The sequence below is a fragment of the Pseudovibrio sp. W64 genome, from assembly GCF_001623145.1.
Classification (GTDB): domain Bacteria; phylum Pseudomonadota; class Alphaproteobacteria; order Rhizobiales; family Stappiaceae; genus Pseudovibrio.
Genome location: NZ_LMCI01000029.1, coordinates 49395 through 70371, shown reverse-complemented (window position 1 = coordinate 70371; position 20977 = coordinate 49395). Strand labels below are relative to the sequence as shown.

Genomic DNA, 20977 nt, shown 5'->3' with positions numbered 1-20977 from the left:
CGCGAAGGACAAACATGATGCATGCACGCAGCACCCTGCTCACGAGTTTCCTTGATCGCGCTGTCGAGGTCTCCGCCACCAGCACCAGCATTGAGTTCCAGGACCTACGGCTGGATTTCGCGACAGTCCAGGCCGCTTCACGGGCCCTCGCCCAGCACCTGATTAACGAGGGCGTCACCCCTGGAGACCGGGTCGTACTCCTGATGGCCAATTCGGCAGCCTTTTGCATTGGTTTCTGGGCCACCCTTTATGCAGGCGCTGTTGCAGTTCCGCTCAATCCGGGTACCAAACGGACGAAGCTTGGCTGGATCATCGCAGATTGTACACCCGCTGCGGTCATGCATGACTTCGCGCTCTATGACACTGTGCGCAAAGCCGCAATCGACGCACGCATTTCACCGGTTCTCGTCGCACCGGGTCCGGATGGCCTCTGGGCAACCGGCAATGTCGCTGTAAGCACGTCCTCCGACCTTCTCGCCTCCCCGCCCCCTGTTATAGATATGGATCTGGCAGCGATCATCTACACCTCAGGCTCAACAGGTGACCCGAAAGGGGTCATGCTTTCCCATCTGAACATGACGAGTGCAGCGCGTTCGGTCGCGCAGTATCTGGGCTACACCCGCAACGATCGGATCTTCTGCTCGATCCCCATGACTTTTGATTACGGACTGCATCAGTTGACGATGAGTACGCTCGTCGGTGCCTGCCTGATCGTAGAGCCTTCTTTCGAACAGCCACTCTTTGCCTTGCAGCGCCTGGCGCGCAGCCGGGCTACCGTCTTTCCGGTCGTTCCAACCATGGTGCCCCTGATTGTACCGCTTGCTGATCGCTATAACTTTTCCAGCGTACGCTGCATATCCAGCACAGCCGCCGCCCTGCACATGGAGTTTATAGACCAGTTGACTGCCTTGTTTCCCAACGCAACGCTCTTCTCGATGTATGGCCTGACTGAGTGCCATCGGTGCACCTATCTGGACCCCACCCAACTTGAAACACGCAAGACCAGCGTCGGAAAGGCCATCCCTAACACTGAATTGTGGGTGGTGGATGAAGATGGCAAAGCACACCAAAGCAACGCCGTTGGCGAACTGGTGATCCGCGGCAGTACCGTCATGAAGGGCTACTGGCGCAATCCGGACAAAACCGCGGAGAAGCTGCGCCGCGGGTCATGGGCCAATGAAGTGGTGCTCTACACCGGCGACACCTGTCGTTTGGATGAGGAAGGCTTTGTCTATTGGCTGAGCCGGTCCGACGACATTCTGAAAATCGCAGGTCAAAAGGTCGCCCCCAGCGAGATCGAGATCGTCCTAATGACCCACCCGAACGTCGCCGAAGTCTGCGTTATGGGGATCGAACACCCGGTTTATGGTCAGCAGTGCGAGGCTGTGGTCACCCTCAAGAACGCAGACTGTCAATCGCCGGAAGCGTCAGATCTTAAGGCCTGGTGCACCGCTCGCCTGGAACCGCACGCGATTCCAGCAAAGGTCCGCATCATTGAAGCCATGCCACGCAACGGTAATGGCAAGATTGACCGTCACACACTCAAGGAATTCCAGGCGGAGACGCAGGTTTCCGCGAAACAAGAGGCCGTCCTGCTGGCCTTGTGAACGGACACCTTCGCGAACAAGTGGTGCCCCAACCTGAAAGTATCCGTAATGAAGACCATAGAGAACATAGTCATTTCCGAAATCATCGAGCTTCTCGATATGCCGGAAGCCACTGAGATCACCAGCGAAACACGCCTACAGGAAGACCTGGGCATCGACAGCGGTCTGCTGCTCGAACTCTTCGTCGCCATTGAAGAGAACGTCCAGAATATCGAGTTCGATCCCGCTGCTCTCACCCCTGAGAACTTCACCACTGTCGGCAACCTGACAACCACGCTTGTGACCATGCGGATAGAGGAGGTTCCAGCATGAAGCTTGCCACAGCGCCAGCTCCTGAACCCGCCTCGATCTGTTGGGAAAAGCTCCGCAAAATCTTTGAATCTTTTGCCGGAGACACACGCCCCGCATACCACCACCCGACCGGCACAATAAGCTTTGCCGAACTGCGTGACGCGGTTTTAAAGCTACTCGCCCTCGAGCCGCAGTTGCACAGGACATCAGAGGCGCGCCCAGTGCTTGTCTGGGGCCATAAGGATCCGAGATACTTGGTGGCCTATTGGGCTTGCCTGCTCAGCGGCCGTGCGCTGGTTCCTATTGAACCGGAAACGCCCAAGGCACGTTTGCAGCAGATCATCGAGGTCTGCGCCCCTTGCGCCATTCTATTTGCCGACCATCAGGTGGACCTTCTTGAACTGCTCCGGGAGCAGTTCGGCTCAGATGACTTGCCGGTCATCAGCATTTCGTCTCCATCGTCGGAGGACGCAGCCTATTCGACTGCCGACCTACCAGGTTGTGAGATGGATGACAGTGACATTGCCTACATCATGTTTTCCTCAGGCACGTTGGGCGCGCCGAAGGGTATCAAGGTCACCTATGCCAATCTGATCGACTTCATAGGCTGGCTTGATGAGCTTCTGCCTGATGCGACATCTGAAAAAAGCGTGAGCGGGACAATCCGCTACTGCTTCGATGTTTCCCTTTTCGAGATTTGGACGTCCTGGTCTCGAAAGCGTCCACTTGTTGCGCTCGACCACGCTGAAATCTGGGATTCCTCACGCTATATCGCCCGTCTCGCCGATAAAAAAGCAGAGCTTTGGGTCTCTACGCCCTCAATTGTCAGACTGTTCCTGAAAAACCGTCGTTTCTGCGAAAACGCTCTTTCTCGCCTCAAAACCTTCGTCTTTTGCGGTGAACCCTTGACCAAATCAATCGTTGAAGGTCTCTTAGATCGCTTTCCCGGCTGCCGCGTCATCAACACTTACGGCCCGACCGAATGCACAGTTGCCGTGACTTCCGTGGAGATCACGGAGGAACACCTTAAGAGTTCTTCTGACCTTCCGATTGGTCAGGTGCGCGCGGGCACTTCTCTATATTGCGCTCCAGATACGCCCTTTGGCGAGCCGGGTGAAATCTGGATCAGCGGCGCGAGCGTTGGCGCTGGATACATCGGTCTACCTGAAAAACAGGCACGTGCTTTCCCGAAACCGGACGTTTACCGCTCCGGTGATCGTGGATCATGCAATGCTGATGGTGTCTGGAGCTTTCTTGGCCGTCTGGACCGTGAAATCAAGATCCAGGGCATTCGGATCGACCTCAATGATGTTGAAGCTCATTTACGCCGTCAGGACGGTGTGGAGGACGCCGTTGTGGAACCCTACATCCTGCATGGTGAACCGAGAGCACTCTCAGCTTTCGTGCTTGGTCCCCATTCGGACAAATGCCTTGAGCGGCTGGCCACTGCCATGGCTACCGACCTGCCCATCTATCTGGTGCCGCGCTACTGGTTCGCCGGTTTTGAGTCAGGTTTGAACCTCAATTCAAAACTCAACAGGCATCAGCTCGCCGGCGCGCAAAAAACCGCGCGCTTGCGACATCTGCGCATGCCCGGATACCTCTACACTAAGACCTTTGAATGAGGATCAGACCCAATGACCCTACAAGCTGCACCGATTTTCAATGCCAGCTCCGAAATGTTCCAGAACATCGGGCTTCTCAAAGTCTCAGAATTCGCGACACGCCAATGCGGTGACAAGGTCCAAATCCACGCCAGCGACACCCGTGAGCTTTATCTTCTCGCCGGCGCAGACAGTGTTACCTACTGGCGCAGCCACCAGGGACATTTTCGTGCCGATTTCGGCGACCTCGCCAGCAATGATGCGATCACCTTGATGTTGGTCGGAAATCTGCCTCAAGAGGAAAAATGGCGCACAGTTTGGCTAAACATTAGTCGCCGTTTGAATGCCCTTTCCTCAGATCTTGACGAATGGCTGGCAGACGCTGGTATCCAAGCGTCTCACCAACTCGTGACCGACGCCCTCAAGTCCGGCTCCGTCGTGGACCTGCGCGACCTGTGTCGAGAGTGGGCCGTGCGGGCGGTTTTTCCCGCCCTGTTGGGCTTTTCACTTGTGGATGTAGAAATCGCCGATGGTTTGGATCATATCGAGAATTTCTATCTGTCCGTTGGTCAGATGGGGCCGGAGGCAATCGCAAACTATGAAAGCCTGGAAGAATATCGCCTGGCTCGAACCTTCCTTGATGATTTGCTCAGGAGCGCTCTCGAAACCACGAACTTCGAAGATGATACCTTGATCGCAAAGCTCATCGAGGTCATCCCAGACGATGTTGCGCCGGAGGATCGTCTCGGGTTACTGCGGCCGGCGCTTGCAAACGTCCTGACAGAAAAGCTAAATGTGGGCGGGCGCAGTCTAATGTGGGTGCTGTCCCATTTGGCCCAGGCACCGGACCTCGTGACCGAGATCGCGGAAGAAGACGCTCAGCTGCCCCGAGCTAGCAACAGTTTGGCGATAGCCGCCGCCAAGGAAGGCATGCGCCTTTACCCTGAACTGCCATTTATCTATCGCATTACAAGTCAGGATGTTCTGATTGGCGATGTCACGGTCCCCAAGTATGCCACCGTCATCTTTTCACCCTGGCTGGTTCACCGTGACCAACGGTACTGGGATGACCCGGCAGCCTTTAACGTTCATCGGTACAATGAGGATTTGCCGGACCAGAATCACTACTTCCCCTTTGGCGTCGGCCCGCGCATTCGCGCCCGTGCTCGCTTTTTCCTGAACAGGCTGAGCACTGCTGTCGCGATTATCTCAAAGGAGCTACAGTTCTCTCTTGCTCCTGATTGTCCGCGCGGAAATCTCCGCCCCCTTCTTCGGTCGGCTTTGGTCCCGCGCGGCGCGGTAAAGGTGGCTTTTTCTCCGCGAGAGAAGACCTCACAGAAATCGAAAACCTAGTGCAGCGACAACGAGCGAGCAAAGGAGCACGCCATGTTCTCGGCCATTCTGAACGCCATCCAGACCCATATGATGCAAACGCCTTCAGCACCGGCACTAGTGAACCTGTGTGGGGTGACAAGCTTCGGCGAACTGGGAAGTCGGGTTCAAGGCATTCTTCACGCACTAGCCTCGTCGCCAGATGGCACCCAATTGATTGTCGGTCACAAGGAGCCCGATTGTGTGGCTGCCATGCTGGCTTGTGCTCTCACCGAGCGTCCCTTCACCTTTGCTGATCGTTCTCTCTCCGCCGAACGGATAAGCAAGATCGCCCAGGTCACCAAGGTAACCTATGTTCTGGAAGCCATGGAAGGTGACAATCCGATTGATCTGCCCTCTATTCAACTGTCGCGGGTGCCAAGCAGCCCTCTGAGTGAGACCGAACCGCTCGGAAATGATGATGTCGTCCTCTACATCATCTTCACATCCGGCAGCAGCGGAGAGCCAAAAGGTGTGCCGATCTCACGGCACAATTTTGCCGCTCTGGATGGGTGGTACACGCCGATGCTGTCCGAAAATCAGCCGACAGGCGCCCACGTAAATCATTCGAACCTGGCTTTTGACATGGGCATGTTCGATCTGTGGCCTGCGCTCTCGCTCGGCAAGCCGATCATTATGTTGGACCACGCCAACAACATCAAACCACGTAACAACCTGCTGCATCTGTTATCCTGCCCCGCGGCTCCAGTCTCCTCCTGGGCCTCCACGCCCTCCCTGCTCCAGCTGATGTGTTTGGAACCGAAGTTCAATCACGCGCACCTACCACAACTCGGTTGGTTTGTGATTGGTGGCGAGATGGTGCCCCATTCCCTGCTGCGCGATCTGCAGTGTCGCTTCCCCGAGGCAAAGCTCATGAACGGGTATGGCCCGTCGGAAGCCACATGTTGCACCCACCTGCATCAACTGGTGGCAGCCGACGCCGTGGAAGGTGCGCCCATGCCCCTTGGCGCAATCATTCCACCCTCAGGCATGCGCATTCTGGGACCGGATGGCCTGGAGGTTCCTGTTGGAGAGCTGGGAGAAATAGAACTGAGCGGCCCTCAGGTGATCGAGCATTATCTGCCTGAAGATCATCCAGCCAACGTTGCCATAGGTTGGCATAACAACCAGCGCACCTATCGCACCGGCGATTTGGGGCGCTTAAATGAAAAAGGTGATCTGACGATTCTTGGCCGCACGGACCGGCAGATCAAGCTTCACGGCAACCGCATCGAGCTCGACGAGATCGAACGCGCTGCAGATGGCTTTCCTCCCATCCAAAAATCTGCCTGCATCCCATCTCGTCTGAACGGCATCATCAATGGTATTGTGCTGTTCGTTCAGCCCAAGTCCGGCGCAGATGTCAGCCGAAGTGAAATTATCGCTCACCTATCACGTTTTCTGCTATCTGCAGCTGTGCCCCGCGACATTCGGTTCGTCGACGATATCCCGCTCACCATGAACGGCAAGGTCGACAATCGGTCACTTGCCCCCCTGACAGAATTGCAACCCGAACCAGTAACGGCCTAACGGCCACGCAACGCTCATACTCACAATTTATTGCCCGAACGGAGACAACATGGCCGCTAAATTTGCATCAAAATGCGCAATCGTAATTGGCGCAGGAATCGGCGGCCTCGCAGCCACGATCGCTCTTTCTCGACACTTCAGCAAAGTTCTGCTTGTCGAAAAGGATGGGCCTTCCGATAAGCTAGAGCTGCGCAAGGCCCTGCCCCAAGGTGGACATATGCACGCCCTTCTACAGGCTGGAAGCGAAGGGCTTGAGCGACTTATGCCAGGTCTCACCGAGAAGATGGTGGAAAGTGGCGGTCTGCGGCTTCGTGCGCGCCCGCAATGGCAAACCTTCACCAAGGGTCATTGGCTTCCACCACTCGACACCGGCGTAAGCGTCATGTCCCAGACACGCCCCCACCTGGAACACGTACTTTACAAAGCAATCTGCGATCTGCCGAATGTCGTGAGCGTCAATGCAAAGGTGTCATCACTACTCCTTGACGAAAGTCGTTCAGTCGCCGGTGTATGGATCAAACGACCTGGCGCATCAGAGGAAATACTGTCGAGCGATCTTGTGGTCGATGCCACGGGGCGTGGTGACGAAGGTGATCGCTGGCTTGAGGCTCTGGGTTTTGAGCACCCCCCCATGGAAACCAGCTTCCCTGATGTGCGCTATGTCACGGGCATGTTCACACGCACGATGAAAGCCGACGAAAGCCCGGCGGGCTGGTTAAACCTTGCAAGCCCGCCAGCCAAGCTAGGTGCCGTTATGGCTCCTGTCGAGCAGGACCGATGGATCGTAACCGCAACAATACGGGATGGCGATAGTGCGCCCGCAAATGAAGCGGAACTGCGCGCCTATCTTCTCGGACTTGCCGATGGCAAGATTAGTAATCTCTTGACCAAGGAAACTTCCTTGGTCAAGATCAGAAACTACCAGATTGCCCGAGTCCGCTTCAAGCAATTCGACAGGCTGAGCCAACCTCTTCCGGCTGGCTACCTCCCCCTTGGGGATGCTGTTGCGTCTTTCAATCCAATCTACGCCCAAGGTATGTCAGTCGCGGTTCTTCAGGCAGAGGGACTGCGCGATGCACTTGCAGAAACAGCTCCGCTTGACGGTTGGCAAGAGAGATTGCGCCAACACTATCTGGCGCGTGCAATGGAGCCCGCGCGGTGGGCATGGCAACTCAGCGTCGCTTCGGACATGGAATATTCGAACTTCCGCGGCGATCTCACGCCGGAAATCATTTCTTTGAACAAGATACTTGCGCGCGCCTTTGCCCTTTCTGTACGCCGTCCAGCAATTGCTCAGCAAGTGGATCAGGTTGTCCACCTGCTCGCTTCGCCCCGCAGTCTGGAAACCCTTGCCCATCCGCCAATAGAAGCAAGGAAACCCGCCACAGCGAGGGCACTGTGAGCCTTTTCAAGCGATGGGGGCAGCGGGCCACGAAGAGTCAGAACTAGCTCAACCACATCGATACGCAGCAAGACATTTTAGAAATCCCAGAGAGGAATAGATCCAATGTTGAAAGCAGGCCCGAAAACCACTTTTCGCGAAGTTGAAAACGCACCCGAAAATTCAATTGCCAGCGTTTCACATGGCGGAAAGAGCCTTCAAACAGGGTTAGACCTGAGCCTTTCGTTCTTCGCCACGGACGACAATCGTGCTCCCGGCCCAGATACCTACGCACTGGTCATGGACGCCACCAGGTTTGCCGATCAGAACGGCTTCCAGTCAGTCTGGTTGCCAGAACGCCATTTTCATGGTTTTGGTGGCATCTTCCCAAATCCTTCCGTTCTTGCTGCCGCGCTTTCAACCATCACTCAGAATGTCGGTCTTCGCGCCGGCAGCGTCGTCATGCCACTGCATCATCCTGTGCGCGTTGCCGAAGAATGGGCAGTGGTCGACAACCTCTCCAATGGGCGTGTCGGGATCTCCTTTGCTGCGGGTTGGAATCCCAAGGACTTCATCCTTTCATCGACAGACTTCGAAATGCGCCGTGAAGCGACGGCCGGAGGCATCGAGACAGTCAAGCAGCTTTGGCAAGGCGATGAGGTTACACTCGAACAAAACGGCCAGACCGAAGTGCGCCGCACGCATCCTCGACCGGTTCAAGCCAAACTCCCGGTTTGGCTAACCTGCTCAGGCCGCATTGAAGGCTTTACTGCCGCCGCCAGAATGGGCGCCAATATCCTCACTCACTTGCGCGGCCAAGACATCGTTGAACTGCCTGAGAAAATCGCATCTTATCGGCAAGCCTGGAAGGATGCCGGTCATGACGGCGAAGGCCACGTGACCTTGATGATGCACACTTATGTGCACGAATGCGCCGAACGTGTGTTCGAAGACACCCGGGGACCACTCCAATCTTACTTGGGTAGTTCTCTCGATCTCACCCAGGCCTCAAACCAGAAGGGCACAGGCAAGCGCAAATCGTCTTCCATGTCTTCGAAGTTGCGGGAAGCCATGCTCAACACTGCCTGCGCACGTTACATGCAGGAAAGCGGCCTGTTTGGCACTCCGGACGATGTCACCTCGCAGTTGGAATACCTGAGCGGCGCAGGTGTCAATGAAATCGCATGTCTGGTGGATTTTGGCGTTGAGCAGAAAAAAGTCATGCGAAGCCTCGAATTGCTGGCTGATGTTAGGCAGTCCTTCCGCGCGGCGCATGCCTAAACGAGGAAGCGTCCGGCCAAAGGTAATTAAAAGCAAGTTTCAGAGCTTTGAGGGAAAACCCCGGTTCTTCCAGGCGCCGTCAAGACGTTACGGCATAAGAGGTGGTCTCATTTGATCGGGCAGGTAAGCGTATTTTACAAGGCCTAACTGGACCGAAGCTCCTAAACGGGCCAAAATCTAGAACATATAAGGAGCACTTGTATGAACTGGGTAAAGTGCTCAGCGACGGAGCCATTTTCCCTCTGTTACCAGAGACCTTCGAACCTGCTGGCTGCCGTCCGGGTATAATGAGCCGTATGGCGGGGATCACGGTGTCCGAGATAATCCTGAATACGCCTCAGGTCATGGGCCTCGTTTGCCAGAGCAAAACCGCAGGAATGGCGCAGCATGTGCGGATGCATATGGCCGAGTCCTGCTCGCTTTTCTGCCGCCCCAATGATGTAGTTGACCGCTTGCCGGGTCAGGGGCTGCCTGCGCTCTGAGACAAACAGCCAGGGAAGTGCATCCTCACGATGGGATAGCCAACGGCGCATCGCTCGTAGCTCATCGCCGGCAATTGGTTGCTCCACGCTAAGCCCATTCTTAAGACGGCTGACCCATATGCGTGACAGGCAAAGATCGACATGATCTTTGCGCAGGGCTATTGCCTCAGAAACGCGCAGGCCATGGCGGAACATCATCAGGATGAGAAGGTGGTCACGAATTCCGTGAATTGTTTGATAAGTTTTTTGAAAAGCCGTTTGGCAGCCTTGGCGTTCCGGTGCTTTTGAACCAAGATATCGAGCACTTCACCATCTGCATCAATCGCCCGCCAGAGCCAGTATTTCACCCCACGGATGGTAATAACCACCTCATCCAGATGCCATTTATTATTTGGCTTAGGCCGATCTTTGCGGATGCAATCGGCGAAATGGTGACCAAAGCGGTTAATCCAAAGCCGAACAGTTTCCCGTCTGACAATAACACCGCGCTCTGCCAGGAGGTCCTCAACATCAGCGGAGCTCATTGCAAAACGATGGTATGCCCAAACGGCATACTCAATGACTTCACGAGGAAAACGGTACCCCTTCAGGCGGGCAAAGGAGCTTGGTATTTTCATTGAGATTTAATAACTCAAAATCTGACCTCAAACAACTTGGCAATGCCCTCTTGCCTAGTATGGTAGGAACTCGCCGGATGGGGCATCCATTCCATCAGAGCCAAATGCTCTGCCTAAAGATCCCGTTCAGGATGTTTTGGCGATCTCCAGAATCGGATAGTGCTTGTTAAAGGTCGATTCTGCTGATTGGTTTTTGAAGTTGGGTCCTGAGCGAAACCACTTCGCGTGGATTGTTTTCCATCCCTTATTTCTAAAGTTATCTGAGCTAAATGTTTACATCCGTGATAGAGGTAAAGTTAGTTAAAACAACAAGTTAGTGCTGAAAAATGAACTAATTCTGCCTAAGTGATCATGGCTAGATTGATTTGTTAAGTATTCATTAACCAAGCAATCGTTGACTTCCGATTGAGAAATGCAGAGTATTTCCTTAATTCCTGTTTAATCAAAAATTTCGGGTGATTTCGGAAATGGACACTGAGGTACTAGAGCGCGGTATTATGCTTTCTCAAATGAAGGCAGACCATAAGGCTTTATCCAGCACGCTTGCGGCGCTGGCGCAGTCTCAGTTTCCTCCAAAGGCGGAAAAGAATCTGCGCAAATTTGCGGCGTCAGAAGCGGCAGCCTATCTGGGTATCACTCCGCGCTATCTGGCTCTGTCTGCTGATGAAATGGGGCTTGAGATTGAGAAGGTTGGTCGCGGTGAGCGACGCTATTACTCTCTTGAGCAAATGAACCAGATTCGAATCTACCTTGCGGAAAAAGCTGGCGATGATAGCGCCAAAGCGTTGAACTATGATCCGCGCCGCAAGGAAGATGAAGACATTCAGATCATCGCCTGTTCCAACTTTAAGGGTGGATCTGCCAAAACTTGTACTTCGGTGCATCTGGCGCAGCATCTGGCCTTGCAAGGCTATCGTGTTCTGCTGGTGGACCTGGACCCGCAAGGGTCTGCCTCCAGTATGCTCGGCTTTGTCCCTGAGATGGTGCCGGAAGAGGAATCTCTTTTTGCATCAATACGTTACAGTGATCCGAAGCCTATGAGCGAGGTGGTTCAGAAAACGTATTTTGATAACCTTGATCTGGCTATTGGCAGCCCGTTCCTCACCGAATGGGAATTTTTTGCGCCGCATTATGCTACCTTGGCCGGACAAGAAGAGCCTGTATTACGCAACCGTATTGCAGACATTGAGGATGAGAAGAAGCAAAAAGGTATCACCAATACACGGCTTCGTGAGTTGGAAGATGAACTGGCAAGCAACCATGCCAAGCTTTCCGACTGCCTTCAGCGCAAGCTTTACTTCACTCGCCTGCAACTGGCGTTTGAAAATGTTGAAGACGCGTATGACGTAATCATCTGCGATACGCCGCCAAGTCTGGGCTACCTGTCCAACGCGGCATCCTTTGCAGCGGACCATTTGCTGGTGACCATTCACCCGCAGTGGATCGATTGTGAATCTATGGCGCAGTATCTGGCAACGTCCATCGCGCATAACGAGTTTTTTGAGAGCACCGTAGCAAAGCAGCTTGGGCCGGAGTATCTGGTGCCTAAAACGCTGCAATATCTGATTACGCGCCATGATAATACCAGCCGTCCGGAAACAGATGTGGTGACTATGCTGCGTTCTCAGCTGCAAAATGTTCTCACCAACACAATGTTGCGAAGCTCCGCGATTGCCGAAGCGGGGAACGTTCAGCAAACACTTTATGAGGCGGAACGCTCCAACTTCAATGGCAAAACATATGATCGTGCGCTGGATTCCGTTAATCGAGTTAACAGCGAGATTGAGGAGCTTTTGAAGTCCTATTGGGGTCGCTCATGAACGATAAACGTAAGAGAAATAAGAGTAAACTGAGTGCGATCATGACCGGCAACAATGCAGGTCTTGAGCGTGCGGCCAGCACACCGGTTGCAGAAGAGGTGCCAAAGCCACGGGAGAAGAGCGCTGTTGGACGCCTTGGTGCGGCCCTGCATTCCTTAACCGAACAGCGCAATGAAGCCGTTGATCCAAGCCAGATCATCAAAAACCTCGATGCCAAGTTGCTGCTGCCATCATTAGCGCTGGACCGTGCGTTTGAAGGTGATGATGAAGAGTTGGACAGCCTGGTCGAGAGTATTTCCAAGAATGGTCAGCAAGTGCCTGTTCTTGTGCGCCCTCACCCGGACCGGACAAACCATTATCAGATCGCCTATGGGCACCGCCGGGTTAAGGCCTGCTTAAAGCTGGATATTGCGGTTCGCGCGGTTGTTGAAAATTTGAGCGATGAAGAACTTGTTATCGCTCAGGGTAAGGAAAATGAAGAACGTAAGAACCTTACCTATATTCAGCAATGTTTCTTTGCAGCCGAGCTGAGCAAGACGTTTACCCGTGAAGTTGTTGCCGCCGCTGTTGGCGCTGGTGACAAGACCCGTGTGTCTAAACTGAACTCTATTATTCGCCGCGTGCCGGAAGATCTTATTGAAAACATTGGGTCCGCCCGTGGTATTGGCCGTGTGAAGTGGGAGACGGTAGCAAAGGCTTGTGAGAACGAGGGTACTGTTGCCCGGCTGCGCAAGAGCATTGCCAACCTGAAGACTTCAGGCAAATGGGATGCTCTTTCCAGTCCGGATCGTTTTGCCTGGGTTCACGATCTGGCTGTCTCTACTGAAGTGGTGGATGGAAATTTATCTCCTTCCACTGTGGAGGGAGTAGAGGCCCGCAAAGCCGCTGTGCAACGCAAACTGCTCATCAAGGGCAGAGACGGCAAACCGGCTGTTGAGGCACGCGGATCACGGAATATCAAGATTGTAATGACAGATGAAGTGCGGGCTGCAGCCTTCTCTGAATATCTGACCAGTAAGATAGATCAGTTGCTTAAGGATTTTGAGCAGCAAGAGCAAAAGGTCGTGGAGCCAATGGGAGAAAGCGAATGACCTAACCGCAAAAGAAAACGGCCCCGCAGACGGCAATCTGCAGGACCGGAATTCATCTGGCAATCCAGAGCAGAACTCTAGAAGTACCGTATCAGCAAACTCACCGTACTTCGTGCTGCTGTTAAAATCAATCGCCTTCCTATGGGGCGGTACGATTTTTTGCGTTCTGCGCGCTGATTTGCCTCTTATTGATGACACACGTTGCATAACGTGTGTTTTAAACGCTCTTCGGAACCGTAGGGCGAGAGGGTTTTGCTATGCAAAATTCAGGCTCAGTGGCCTCATTTAGAAAACTCACACCAGAGATGATGGTCAGTCAACGTCTGGCTATGGCAAATGATATTGTTGAAACCACAAAGTCAGAAGTGGCAATGGCGCTCAAAAAGGCAGCACCTGCCCTTGGCATTGATGGGACTTGCTATCATATTCTGGATATCCTGATCGGCCTTACTGCTGCGGATGACTGGCAACCCAATCACCGCCCTCTTGTTGCAATCTCCAATGAAAAACTGGCTGAATACGTGTGCCGCTCAAAGCGCACCGTCATTCGCTGCCTGAAACGGCTGGTAGAAGCGGGTATCATTGCTTACCGGGACAGTCCAACCGGACGGCGCTATATTCATCGTGGTGAGTTCAGGCAAGGGAAACTGGGTGCGATTGAGCGCGGGTACGGCTTTGATTTCTCCCCTGCTCGCCAACGCGTTCGTGAGCTGAAGAAACTGGGTGTTCAGTTTGCTGAACGTCTCAAGGCACAGAAAGACGCCCGCCGGACAGTAAACCGCTTGCTCCGTGCGATTGAAGACATGGCACTTCTTGCCGCTAAAGAAGGTCTAGAGTTTTGCGATGTACAGGACGCGGTCGAGACACTCAGCACCAAGCCGATGGATGTTGTTACTCGCGCAGAAGTGCTTCAGAGTATTTATGAAATGGCGGTCGCAGCCTTTACTCCTGCTGAAGAAGAAACACAGGAAACTGATAGTTCATTATATAATGAGATGACATGCGCGGGTGACATCGATGACATCCCATATAATAATACAAACCCTCAATCTCTTAAATTAGGTATAAGACAACGGAGATCAGCTCACGCTGATCACTCAATTATGCAAAACCTCAAACAAGTTGAGGTTAAAGCGGCTCTTGAGAAGAAACCAAGGAGCAATTTTGAGGCCAAAGTTAAGCCTGCTGAGCAAGAGGATCCGCTAGAGAGCATTTCCATAGGCTTGCTCAAATCAGCCTTATCAAACCTTCAAAATAGTCTTGGGTTTGAGTTTAACAACTGGAGTGAATTGCTGAAGGCCAGCGGTGATATTGCATTGCTGATTGGTTTGTCTCAATCGGGAATGCAACAGGCTCAGGCAAAAGTTGGACGATATGCGGCGGCGGCTGTGCTGGCAACCACAGCGGAGAAAGCCCTGCGAGATCCTTTGCTGATTTCCAGTCCGGGCGGCTATTTCAGAGCTTGCATTGATCGGGCTGTCGATGGCGAGTTGGCGCTACACAAGTCGTTATTCGGCCTGGCACAATCTGGTTGAACGCGTGCAATTTGATCAAAGCCAAGGGTGCACGCGTGCACCCTTGAGGTAAAAATTCATATAATTCAAATAGATAGCTATTTTACCTTTTGTTGAATATCTTATCAAGAAGCACTTTGGCATTCTTAGTTTTGACCTTGTCCGGATAGCCCTTGGGTTTCTTGATTTTGCCTTCCTCAACGAACTTGCAGATCCACTTCATCTGGCTCTCACTGGAAAAATTATTCGCGTCAATCCAGCTGCTCAGAGCCCTTGCTGAGCTTTTGGTTTCATCAGGAAGAGGCTGTCCCAACCGTTCAGCTATCATCATTGCCAACTTGAGCTGTGCTGGGCTTGGAGCGGATGGCTCCCCTGCCCGCTCCTTCATTGGCCCCAGATAAGCCCGCAACGTGTCATAGCTTGCCAGATCTGCGCGGGTGAAACGCTTGCCTTCACGTTCAGCCTTGCCCTTAGCTGCTTTGACCATGGCTGGGCTCGGTTTGCGCTGGATATCGAGCTTAGCCCCCTGCCCGTCCAGAACATCAATTGCCGTCTTCGCAGAGCTGCAGATCTCCTGGATGATTTCATCAGCACCGGCTCTACCACTCACAATGTCATCAAGTCGCGCTTCCATTGTTGCGGTCGTTGCTGGATCGAGCAGAGAAGGACACCGGTCCTGCAGAAGATGATAGAGCTGCATAGCCGTATCGCTTGCAAAGAGTTTGCCCTTCGAGACAGTCAGGAAGCTTTGCTTCTTCAGTCCCTCAATAATCGTGTCTCTGGTTGCCGGAGTACCAATGCCCTTGGCTTCCTTAAGCCGTGCACGCTGGCCCTCATCTTCAACAAACCTCCATGCGTTTTGCATGGCTTCAATCAAGGAACCTTCCGTGTAGCGGGCTGGTGCCTTTGTCTTCTTGGCATCAATATTGACAGCTGAGATCCCTACCCCTTCACCGTCTCGAACCTGAGGCAGTTCGGCCTCGCTATCTGAGGATGACCTGTCCTCGATGAACTCACCGTAAATAGCACGCCAGCCTGAATGAATTGTAGAGCGGCCCACAGTCTTGAACACGATAGTCTGACCATTCACCGGAACACTGATAGCAATCTGTGTTTGGTGATATTCGTAATCAGGGCCTAGCGCTGCAAGGAATGTCTTGGCTATGAAATCAAACAGCTTTTGCTCGTCAGCGTTCAGCCCTGCAATGATCTTCGAAAACTGATCAATCACAGCTGGATTGGGGATGATGGCATGATGAGATTCACCAGCTAAACCGGCATCTGAGAATACACCGCGTTTGCCTGTCCTGATTGTTGGGGCCTGCCAGTCCAGATCCTTCACATAGCCGCCGTCAACAAGAGCAGCAAACACAGCGCTTGCTCCTTCAACCATGTTCTCAGGAAGGTAGCGCACGGCAGCGCGTGGGTAGGTTGTCAGCTTATGGATCTCGTAAAGAGCTTGCGCAACGTCTAATGTTTTCTTTGCCGTCCATCCCCATTTGGCAGCTTGTTTTTGCAAGCTTGGAAGATCAACGGGTTTGCCTGGAGCCTGACGCCGGTTTTCCTGTGTGACGCTGGCTGGACCGTGCCAGCCGGTCGAAGCAGCGGCGATTGCTTCAGCCGTAGCCTTTTCAAAATAGCGCTCGCTGTCAGCCGGCCGGTGGTGAAGCTGGAACAGCCCATGTTCACCTTGAACATTTGCAGTCAGCTCAAAGTAGTCTTGTGGCTTGAAGTTGGAAAGCTCTTGCTCACGTCTGCAGACAATTCCAAGCGTTGGGGTGCGAACACGGCCAATGCCGATGACTGCACGCACACCGGAAGGCACCAGTCTGGTCGTTGCGGTTCTGGTCAGACTAAGATTAAAAACCTGATCGGCCTGAGCGCGGGCAACCGCTGCATCATAAAGCGACTGATACTCCGTATTGGGCTTGGCAGAGGCAAAGGCTGCGCAAAGCGTCTTTTCATCTTCTGCCGTAAACATGGCTCGCAGCACACGGCCTCTATAGCTGTAAAAATGCAAGAGGTTTTCGCCAATCGCCTGACCTTCGCGGTCGCAGTCTGTTGCAATGATGACTTGATCAGCACCACTTAAGGCCCGCTTGATTTTATCAAGGCGCTCACCCTTACCGCTGGTTCTGTCAGTAACCAACCCATACCGGCCACCTTGTGGGCGCAGCAGATCTGAAGACCATGCTTTCCAATCCGGATTGGCTTCTTCAGGAGATTGAAGCCGCAGCAAGTGTCCTTGTGCCGCCAGTACCTCTCCATATCGAGATCCAACAGCCTTCATGACATTGCGGGCTTGCGAGGGTTTTTCTGTAATGACGATTGATTTCATGGTGCCCCATGCAACTAAAATGGTTCATTTTGCGCGTGCTCGAAAAGGTGATTTCTTGAAAGTCTTCAGAGCGGAGGAGGCAACTCCGGTCCAAATTTCAATCATCCAGATTCTACTTGAACAGTCCGGGGCTGCAAGCACGATTCGACCAGGACGGTCGCAGGCTCAAGCTTTTGGCACTGACTGAGAGACTGACACATGAGCCCGCCAGATGGAGCGGACGGTTTCAGGTCTTTTCTTACCTGCCATCACAATCAATTCTTGAACAAGAGGTTAAGGCGGTGGGTCTATACGGGGTGTGACTACGGGATCGGCACGGCGGCAACGCTGCGCTACGCCTTGTTGCTCTCCCTTCGCCCCACGCTTTGCCGCTGCGCGCTACTTAAAACACGCCTGCGGCCTGTTTTATTAGGCTTGCAATTGGGTGCTCCGCACCCGCTTTGAGAAAAGAAACCGATGTATCCAGCAGAGTTTGAAAAGCTGGTGCAGCTTCATATCAATTCTGAACTGGACGTGAGGATATTTGAGGGCAGGGGGGAAAGCTCGCGGCCCTCAAATAGAACAGCGTTCGGGGTCGTTGCACGTGAAAGCAAAGAACATTGAGGCGGTCTTGTGAGGGGGAGCAGGGAGGGAAGTAAATTGAGGAGGCCTATCAAATAGCAAAGAAGGATCGAGGTAAAGTCTCTGAGAATTTAGGGCAGGGGTTTTTACTTCAGATCTGAAATGAGGGCACAAACAGTGAAAGCCCAGGTGATCTTCAGGCCATGAAATGAGCAAGGAAAGTGAAAGATCAAGCGGAAGGGACGAATTTAAAAACAGCTTTTTAAGCGGGTAGCGAACTTAAGAGGTTCTAAGATCTGGAGTTGGATCGGGAGTTCTCAAGTTGGTTGCAATCTGAGCATCTGAAAAATAACGAACAAGGTTTTGAGTGCTGGTAGCAAGATGGATATCTGATGTATCTAACTGATAATAATAGTGAAATCTAAGAGGCTTCATAGTCTCATTGTTTTGAAAATGATTAGACGGGCCAATTGCATCTGAAGTTCGATCTGAAACGAGATATCGAAACTTACCAGTTGTATAGCGCGGATTCAGGTGAACTGCTGTGGCTTCCTCTGCGTTCGGAATAAGTTAAGTGTATCAATCTGTTAATGCGTATCTATGAAAATATACATTTAGTGATTCTTGTGGCGTTTGATCCGCTTGATTTGCGTTATTTCTCAAGTCTGTAAGTCGTGTTTTTGTAAGGCTGGTATGAGTTGCTGGATCGTAAGATGGGTGATCACGATGAGTAAGAGCTTTTGAATCTGACCTTTGATTAAATAATGCGCTGGATTTTAGAACAGATGAAGCAATAGGGCAGGGGCACGTCTGCTATGCAGGCCGGGCCTGTCCACGCGCCTTTGGCGCTTACCAAGCCACACACCTCCACACTTAAGGTCTCATAATTTCCCTCTGCCGTCTCTAACGAGCCAGCAAGGACAAAACTCAACCTAAAGCGCTCCACTGTCTGTCTCGGCCATGCGGGGACTGTCCCTCGTGCAAAGAAAGGCGGAAAGCCGCTTAGTGGCTTCCTTTGTCTGCTGTTCTTTAAAGTCTCCCTTCAGCATGGTCAAGGCAACCTGCAAGCAGGCATTCAAAGAATGACCTTGACCACACTGAACGGCTTCCAATGACGAGAAAAGTGAAACGAACCTTCCAGAGGGGGAGGGGAGTGGACACTTAACTCATCTCATATAAGGAGCAAGTTTTATGGGAACCCAAACACATCTGGCCTTAATTCCGAAAGCCTCAACCGAGGCTGAAGAAAAGATCTACACGGCACTGAGAGGTACGCCAGATACGGACAAAGCAGTGGGCGCCGCTGTCACGCTCATTCTAGCCTATGCGTCCTACAGATCCTATCAACCTGAAATGGGATTGGTTGAGACGGCAATGGAGCACGCGCTAGAAGCCTTCGCGATCAACAAGGCCGATGTCATTGATGAAGAGGCATAACAGAGGCCCTGTCCGGCTATCTAGGTTTCAAAGTGCATATGGTTCGAAGACGATTGGCACCTGTCTTCGAACTCTTCTTATCGATGGTCCTGAAGGCCGTGTCATTTAACACTCAGCCGCAATCAACCCCAATTGGGGCTCGACAATGTGTAACAAGGCCAGATATTGGCTTACCTCAAAAGCACAGGCTTATTGTACTTGACCGAGGAGACCTCACGGATGAAAAAACGCAAATCCCTGAATAATGAACAAAAGTATCAGGCATTCATGGAGTTGCTACGAGCTGACACCACTGATCAGGAGGTTGCAGAGCGTTATTCCATATCCGTGCCGCAGCTCCATGCGCTTTCAAAGGAGTTGGAACAAGTGTTGCGCCAGCACCTTAAGATTTCTTCCAAGAAACCAGCGAGCCTCCCAAAATTTTCCGATCTGCAGTGTGACGTGTGGGAGGACTATGGCAAGGGAGAGATGACAGAAGAAGAAATTGACAAGCAGGCCAAACGGCAATGGAAAGCTGCGTTAAAGTTAGGGCGTCTTTCTTATGACAGTTCCAGGTCGAATTTTGCAGATGACTGGATCTTGATAGAGGTGGAAGATAACGGTGTTGGCGGATTTGAGCACAAGGAAAATGGAGACCCTCTACCACGCAGTAAAAAAGAAGCTGAGCGTTACGTGGTTGTGAACCATTTCGACGATTAATTTGTGGCTCTTGGGTGAAAGGATCTGTTACGGCTCAGTGCAAGATGACACTGGAACTCACCCTGGAAGCCTTCGCGATAGATAAAGCAGATGTTTTTGAAGAGGGAGCATAAAGGCAGATTGTCTGGGGGGAACGGTTCATGAACCTATGCCTGCCATAGCGCGAGAACCCTATACCCGATATGATATCGATAACCACGTCCTTTACGAAGCAGCAGTGCGAGCCAGTCCGCACGATCGGAGAGGTTAGGCGCTCCGACAGTAGCAAAGCCTGGTAAAGGAGGTGGGATGTTGGATGAAATTTGTTTTTAAGCTTGAGCTTAGGTTCAAAATGAAAAAGGTACGGAAGAGATTGGCCGTCTGGTTCCGTACCCTTATCAAAGTAGTCTAACAGCTGGATTGGGGGGCGAAAGCTCCCCTTTCCTGTATTCAATATAGACCTGCTTCCTAAACAATTCAAGAAATACCAGTCCGATGCGTATTCATTGCTGTATCAACCGTATTGGTGATGCTCATCTGGAGCGCTGCATATTCCTGATCTTCTTGTCGGTCTTATATTGCCCAGTGCATACACGGCCCAGATGGCCGCTGGTATCCAGCCGAGAATAGTGATCTGAAGCAACAGGCAGAAGATCCCCTGAAACGGGCGGTTGATTGTGAAGAACACAACAAAGGGAAGCAGGATAGCCAGAATTAAGCGCATAAATGAAATCTCCGCAGGAATGTAAAAACTACTCCACCAGGCGCAGCCTTGCGTGGTCACGAGGTCAGCGCTTATGACCGCAAACATGGCTGAGCCATGGATTTGTAAACACTGATGTATTGCGCATTTGAACTGCTCGTTTCAAGTCTTTTCAGCACAAGAGCGAGCAGCACAGAGCTGAAAAGACTTGCTTGGCTCTTGAACTTAATGAGCCGATTTCATCGAAGCTGGATCTTCGGGTCAAGATCCTCATTGAAGCACGATACAGCTCAGGTTCAGACCAGTTTCGCTCAAGACACTTCCCGCCAGGTAAAATTGATCCTGCGTTCTTTTATTGCAGTTTCTTTGTTTTTCATTTGCCAGCGAGTTTTTCATGAATGCCATTACACAAATCCCGCAGCTCCTTCAGGAGCAGGATCTCGCCTTTACCTTTGCCGCTCCTGCGCAGCCGGAGGCCGGATTGCTGGTCACGGGGTTCTCGGCAACTGAACGCCTTAACGGGCTCACGCAGATTCAGATTGAGCTGGCCAGTCCCGACTGTGTCTGAGTGAAAGAGAAATAACTTTACCTGTCCAAGATTCCCGGAAACTGAAACCTGACCTTTGGCAACGGTGACTAAAAGCCCAGCTTGATCAGGTTAGCCATGAGAC

16 protein-coding genes and 1 pseudogene are annotated in these 20977 nt (G+C 52.4%); 13 read left to right on the top strand and 4 right to left on the bottom strand.

The annotated features are described in order from the left end of the window. Positions 1–14 precede the first annotated feature (14 nt). From PsW64_RS12760 to PsW64_RS12730, 7 genes are all read left to right on the top strand, one after another. Positions 15–1607, top strand: coding sequence for a class I adenylate-forming enzyme family protein (locus PsW64_RS12760; protein WP_208980761.1), 1593 nt, complete (start codon positions 15–17; stop codon positions 1605–1607). A gap of 48 nt (positions 1608–1655) precedes the next feature. Further along, complete coding sequence (locus tag PsW64_RS12755; protein WP_063303855.1) at positions 1656–1919, top strand: acyl carrier protein; 264 nt, start codon at positions 1656–1658, stop codon at positions 1917–1919. Further along, on the top strand, positions 1916–3523 hold the full coding sequence (locus PsW64_RS12750; protein ID WP_063303854.1) for an AMP-binding protein: 1608 nt from the start codon (positions 1916–1918) through the stop codon (positions 3521–3523). Before PsW64_RS12755 ends, PsW64_RS12750 begins: the two co-directional genes overlap by 4 nt. Positions 3524–3535: 12 nt before the next feature. Further along, positions 3536–4855, top strand: coding sequence for a cytochrome P450 (locus PsW64_RS12745; RefSeq protein WP_063303853.1), 1320 nt, complete (start codon positions 3536–3538; stop codon positions 4853–4855). 33 nt (positions 4856–4888) lie between these two features. After that, positions 4889–6403, top strand: coding sequence for an AMP-binding protein (locus tag PsW64_RS12740; RefSeq protein ID WP_063303852.1), 1515 nt, complete (start codon positions 4889–4891; stop codon positions 6401–6403). Between the two features lie 49 nt (positions 6404–6452). Continuing rightward, entirely contained in the window at positions 6453–7805 is a 1353-nt protein-coding gene (locus PsW64_RS12735; protein WP_063303851.1) for an FAD-dependent oxidoreductase, read from the top strand. Between the two features lie 105 nt (positions 7806–7910). Next, a complete protein-coding gene (locus tag PsW64_RS12730; protein ID WP_063303850.1) occupies positions 7911–9065 on the top strand; it encodes a MupA/Atu3671 family FMN-dependent luciferase-like monooxygenase in 1155 nt (384 codons plus the stop codon). Between the two features lie 245 nt (positions 9066–9310). Here PsW64_RS12730 and PsW64_RS12725 read toward each other — a convergent pair whose 3' ends face one another. Continuing rightward, complete coding sequence (locus PsW64_RS12725; protein ID WP_082831103.1) at positions 9311–9745, bottom strand: tyrosine-type recombinase/integrase; 435 nt, start codon at positions 9743–9745, stop codon at positions 9311–9313. Positions 9746–9774: 29 nt separating this feature from the next. Beyond that, positions 9775–10164: pseudogene (locus PsW64_RS12720) on the bottom strand (IS6 family transposase); the annotation flags it as partial. Between the two features lie 467 nt (positions 10165–10631). Here PsW64_RS12720 and PsW64_RS12715 point away from each other — a divergent pair. The 3 genes from PsW64_RS12715 to repC all read left to right on the top strand — a co-directional run bounded on the left by PsW64_RS12715 (position 10632) and on the right by repC (position 14610). Further along, positions 10632–11984, top strand: a complete 1353-nt coding sequence (locus PsW64_RS12715) for an AAA family ATPase (RefSeq protein ID WP_063287032.1) — start codon at positions 10632–10634, stop codon at positions 11982–11984. Next, complete coding sequence (gene repB / locus PsW64_RS12710) at positions 11981–13075, top strand: plasmid partitioning protein RepB (protein ID WP_063303849.1); 1095 nt, start codon at positions 11981–11983, stop codon at positions 13073–13075. Before PsW64_RS12715 ends, repB begins: the two co-directional genes overlap by 4 nt. Positions 13076–13332: 257 nt before the next feature. Next, positions 13333–14610 (top strand): plasmid replication protein RepC, encoded by a 1278-nt coding sequence (gene repC, locus PsW64_RS12705; protein ID WP_063303848.1) that lies wholly within the window; start codon positions 13333–13335, stop codon positions 14608–14610. Between the two features lie 82 nt (positions 14611–14692). On the opposite strand, the gene PsW64_RS12700 is transcribed toward repC, so the two are convergent. Next, on the bottom strand, positions 14693–16927 hold the full coding sequence (locus PsW64_RS12700) for a DNA topoisomerase (protein ID WP_082831102.1): 2235 nt from the start codon (positions 16925–16927) through the stop codon (positions 14693–14695). 1752 nt (positions 16928–18679) lie between these two features. On the opposite strand from PsW64_RS12700, the gene PsW64_RS12690 reads away from it, so the two are divergent. Next, positions 18680–18925, top strand: a complete 246-nt coding sequence (locus PsW64_RS12690) for a hypothetical protein (protein WP_063303846.1) — start codon at positions 18680–18682, stop codon at positions 18923–18925. A 219-nt stretch (positions 18926–19144) separates the two neighbouring features. Further along, positions 19145–19624: a hypothetical protein gene (locus PsW64_RS12685; protein ID WP_063303845.1), complete on the top strand. Its 480-nt coding sequence runs from the start codon at positions 19145–19147 to the stop codon at positions 19622–19624. Between the two features lie 493 nt (positions 19625–20117). Here the strand turns inward: PsW64_RS12685 and PsW64_RS12680 are convergent, their stop codons facing one another. Continuing rightward, positions 20118–20327 (bottom strand): YqaE/Pmp3 family membrane protein, encoded by a 210-nt coding sequence (locus tag PsW64_RS12680; protein WP_208980760.1) that lies wholly within the window; start codon positions 20325–20327, stop codon positions 20118–20120. 373 nt (positions 20328–20700) lie between these two features. Between PsW64_RS12680 and PsW64_RS27610 the strand changes: the two genes are divergently transcribed. Next, positions 20701–20874, top strand: coding sequence for a hypothetical protein (locus PsW64_RS27610; protein ID WP_193757802.1), 174 nt, complete (start codon positions 20701–20703; stop codon positions 20872–20874). Positions 20875–20977: the final 103 nt, after the last annotated feature.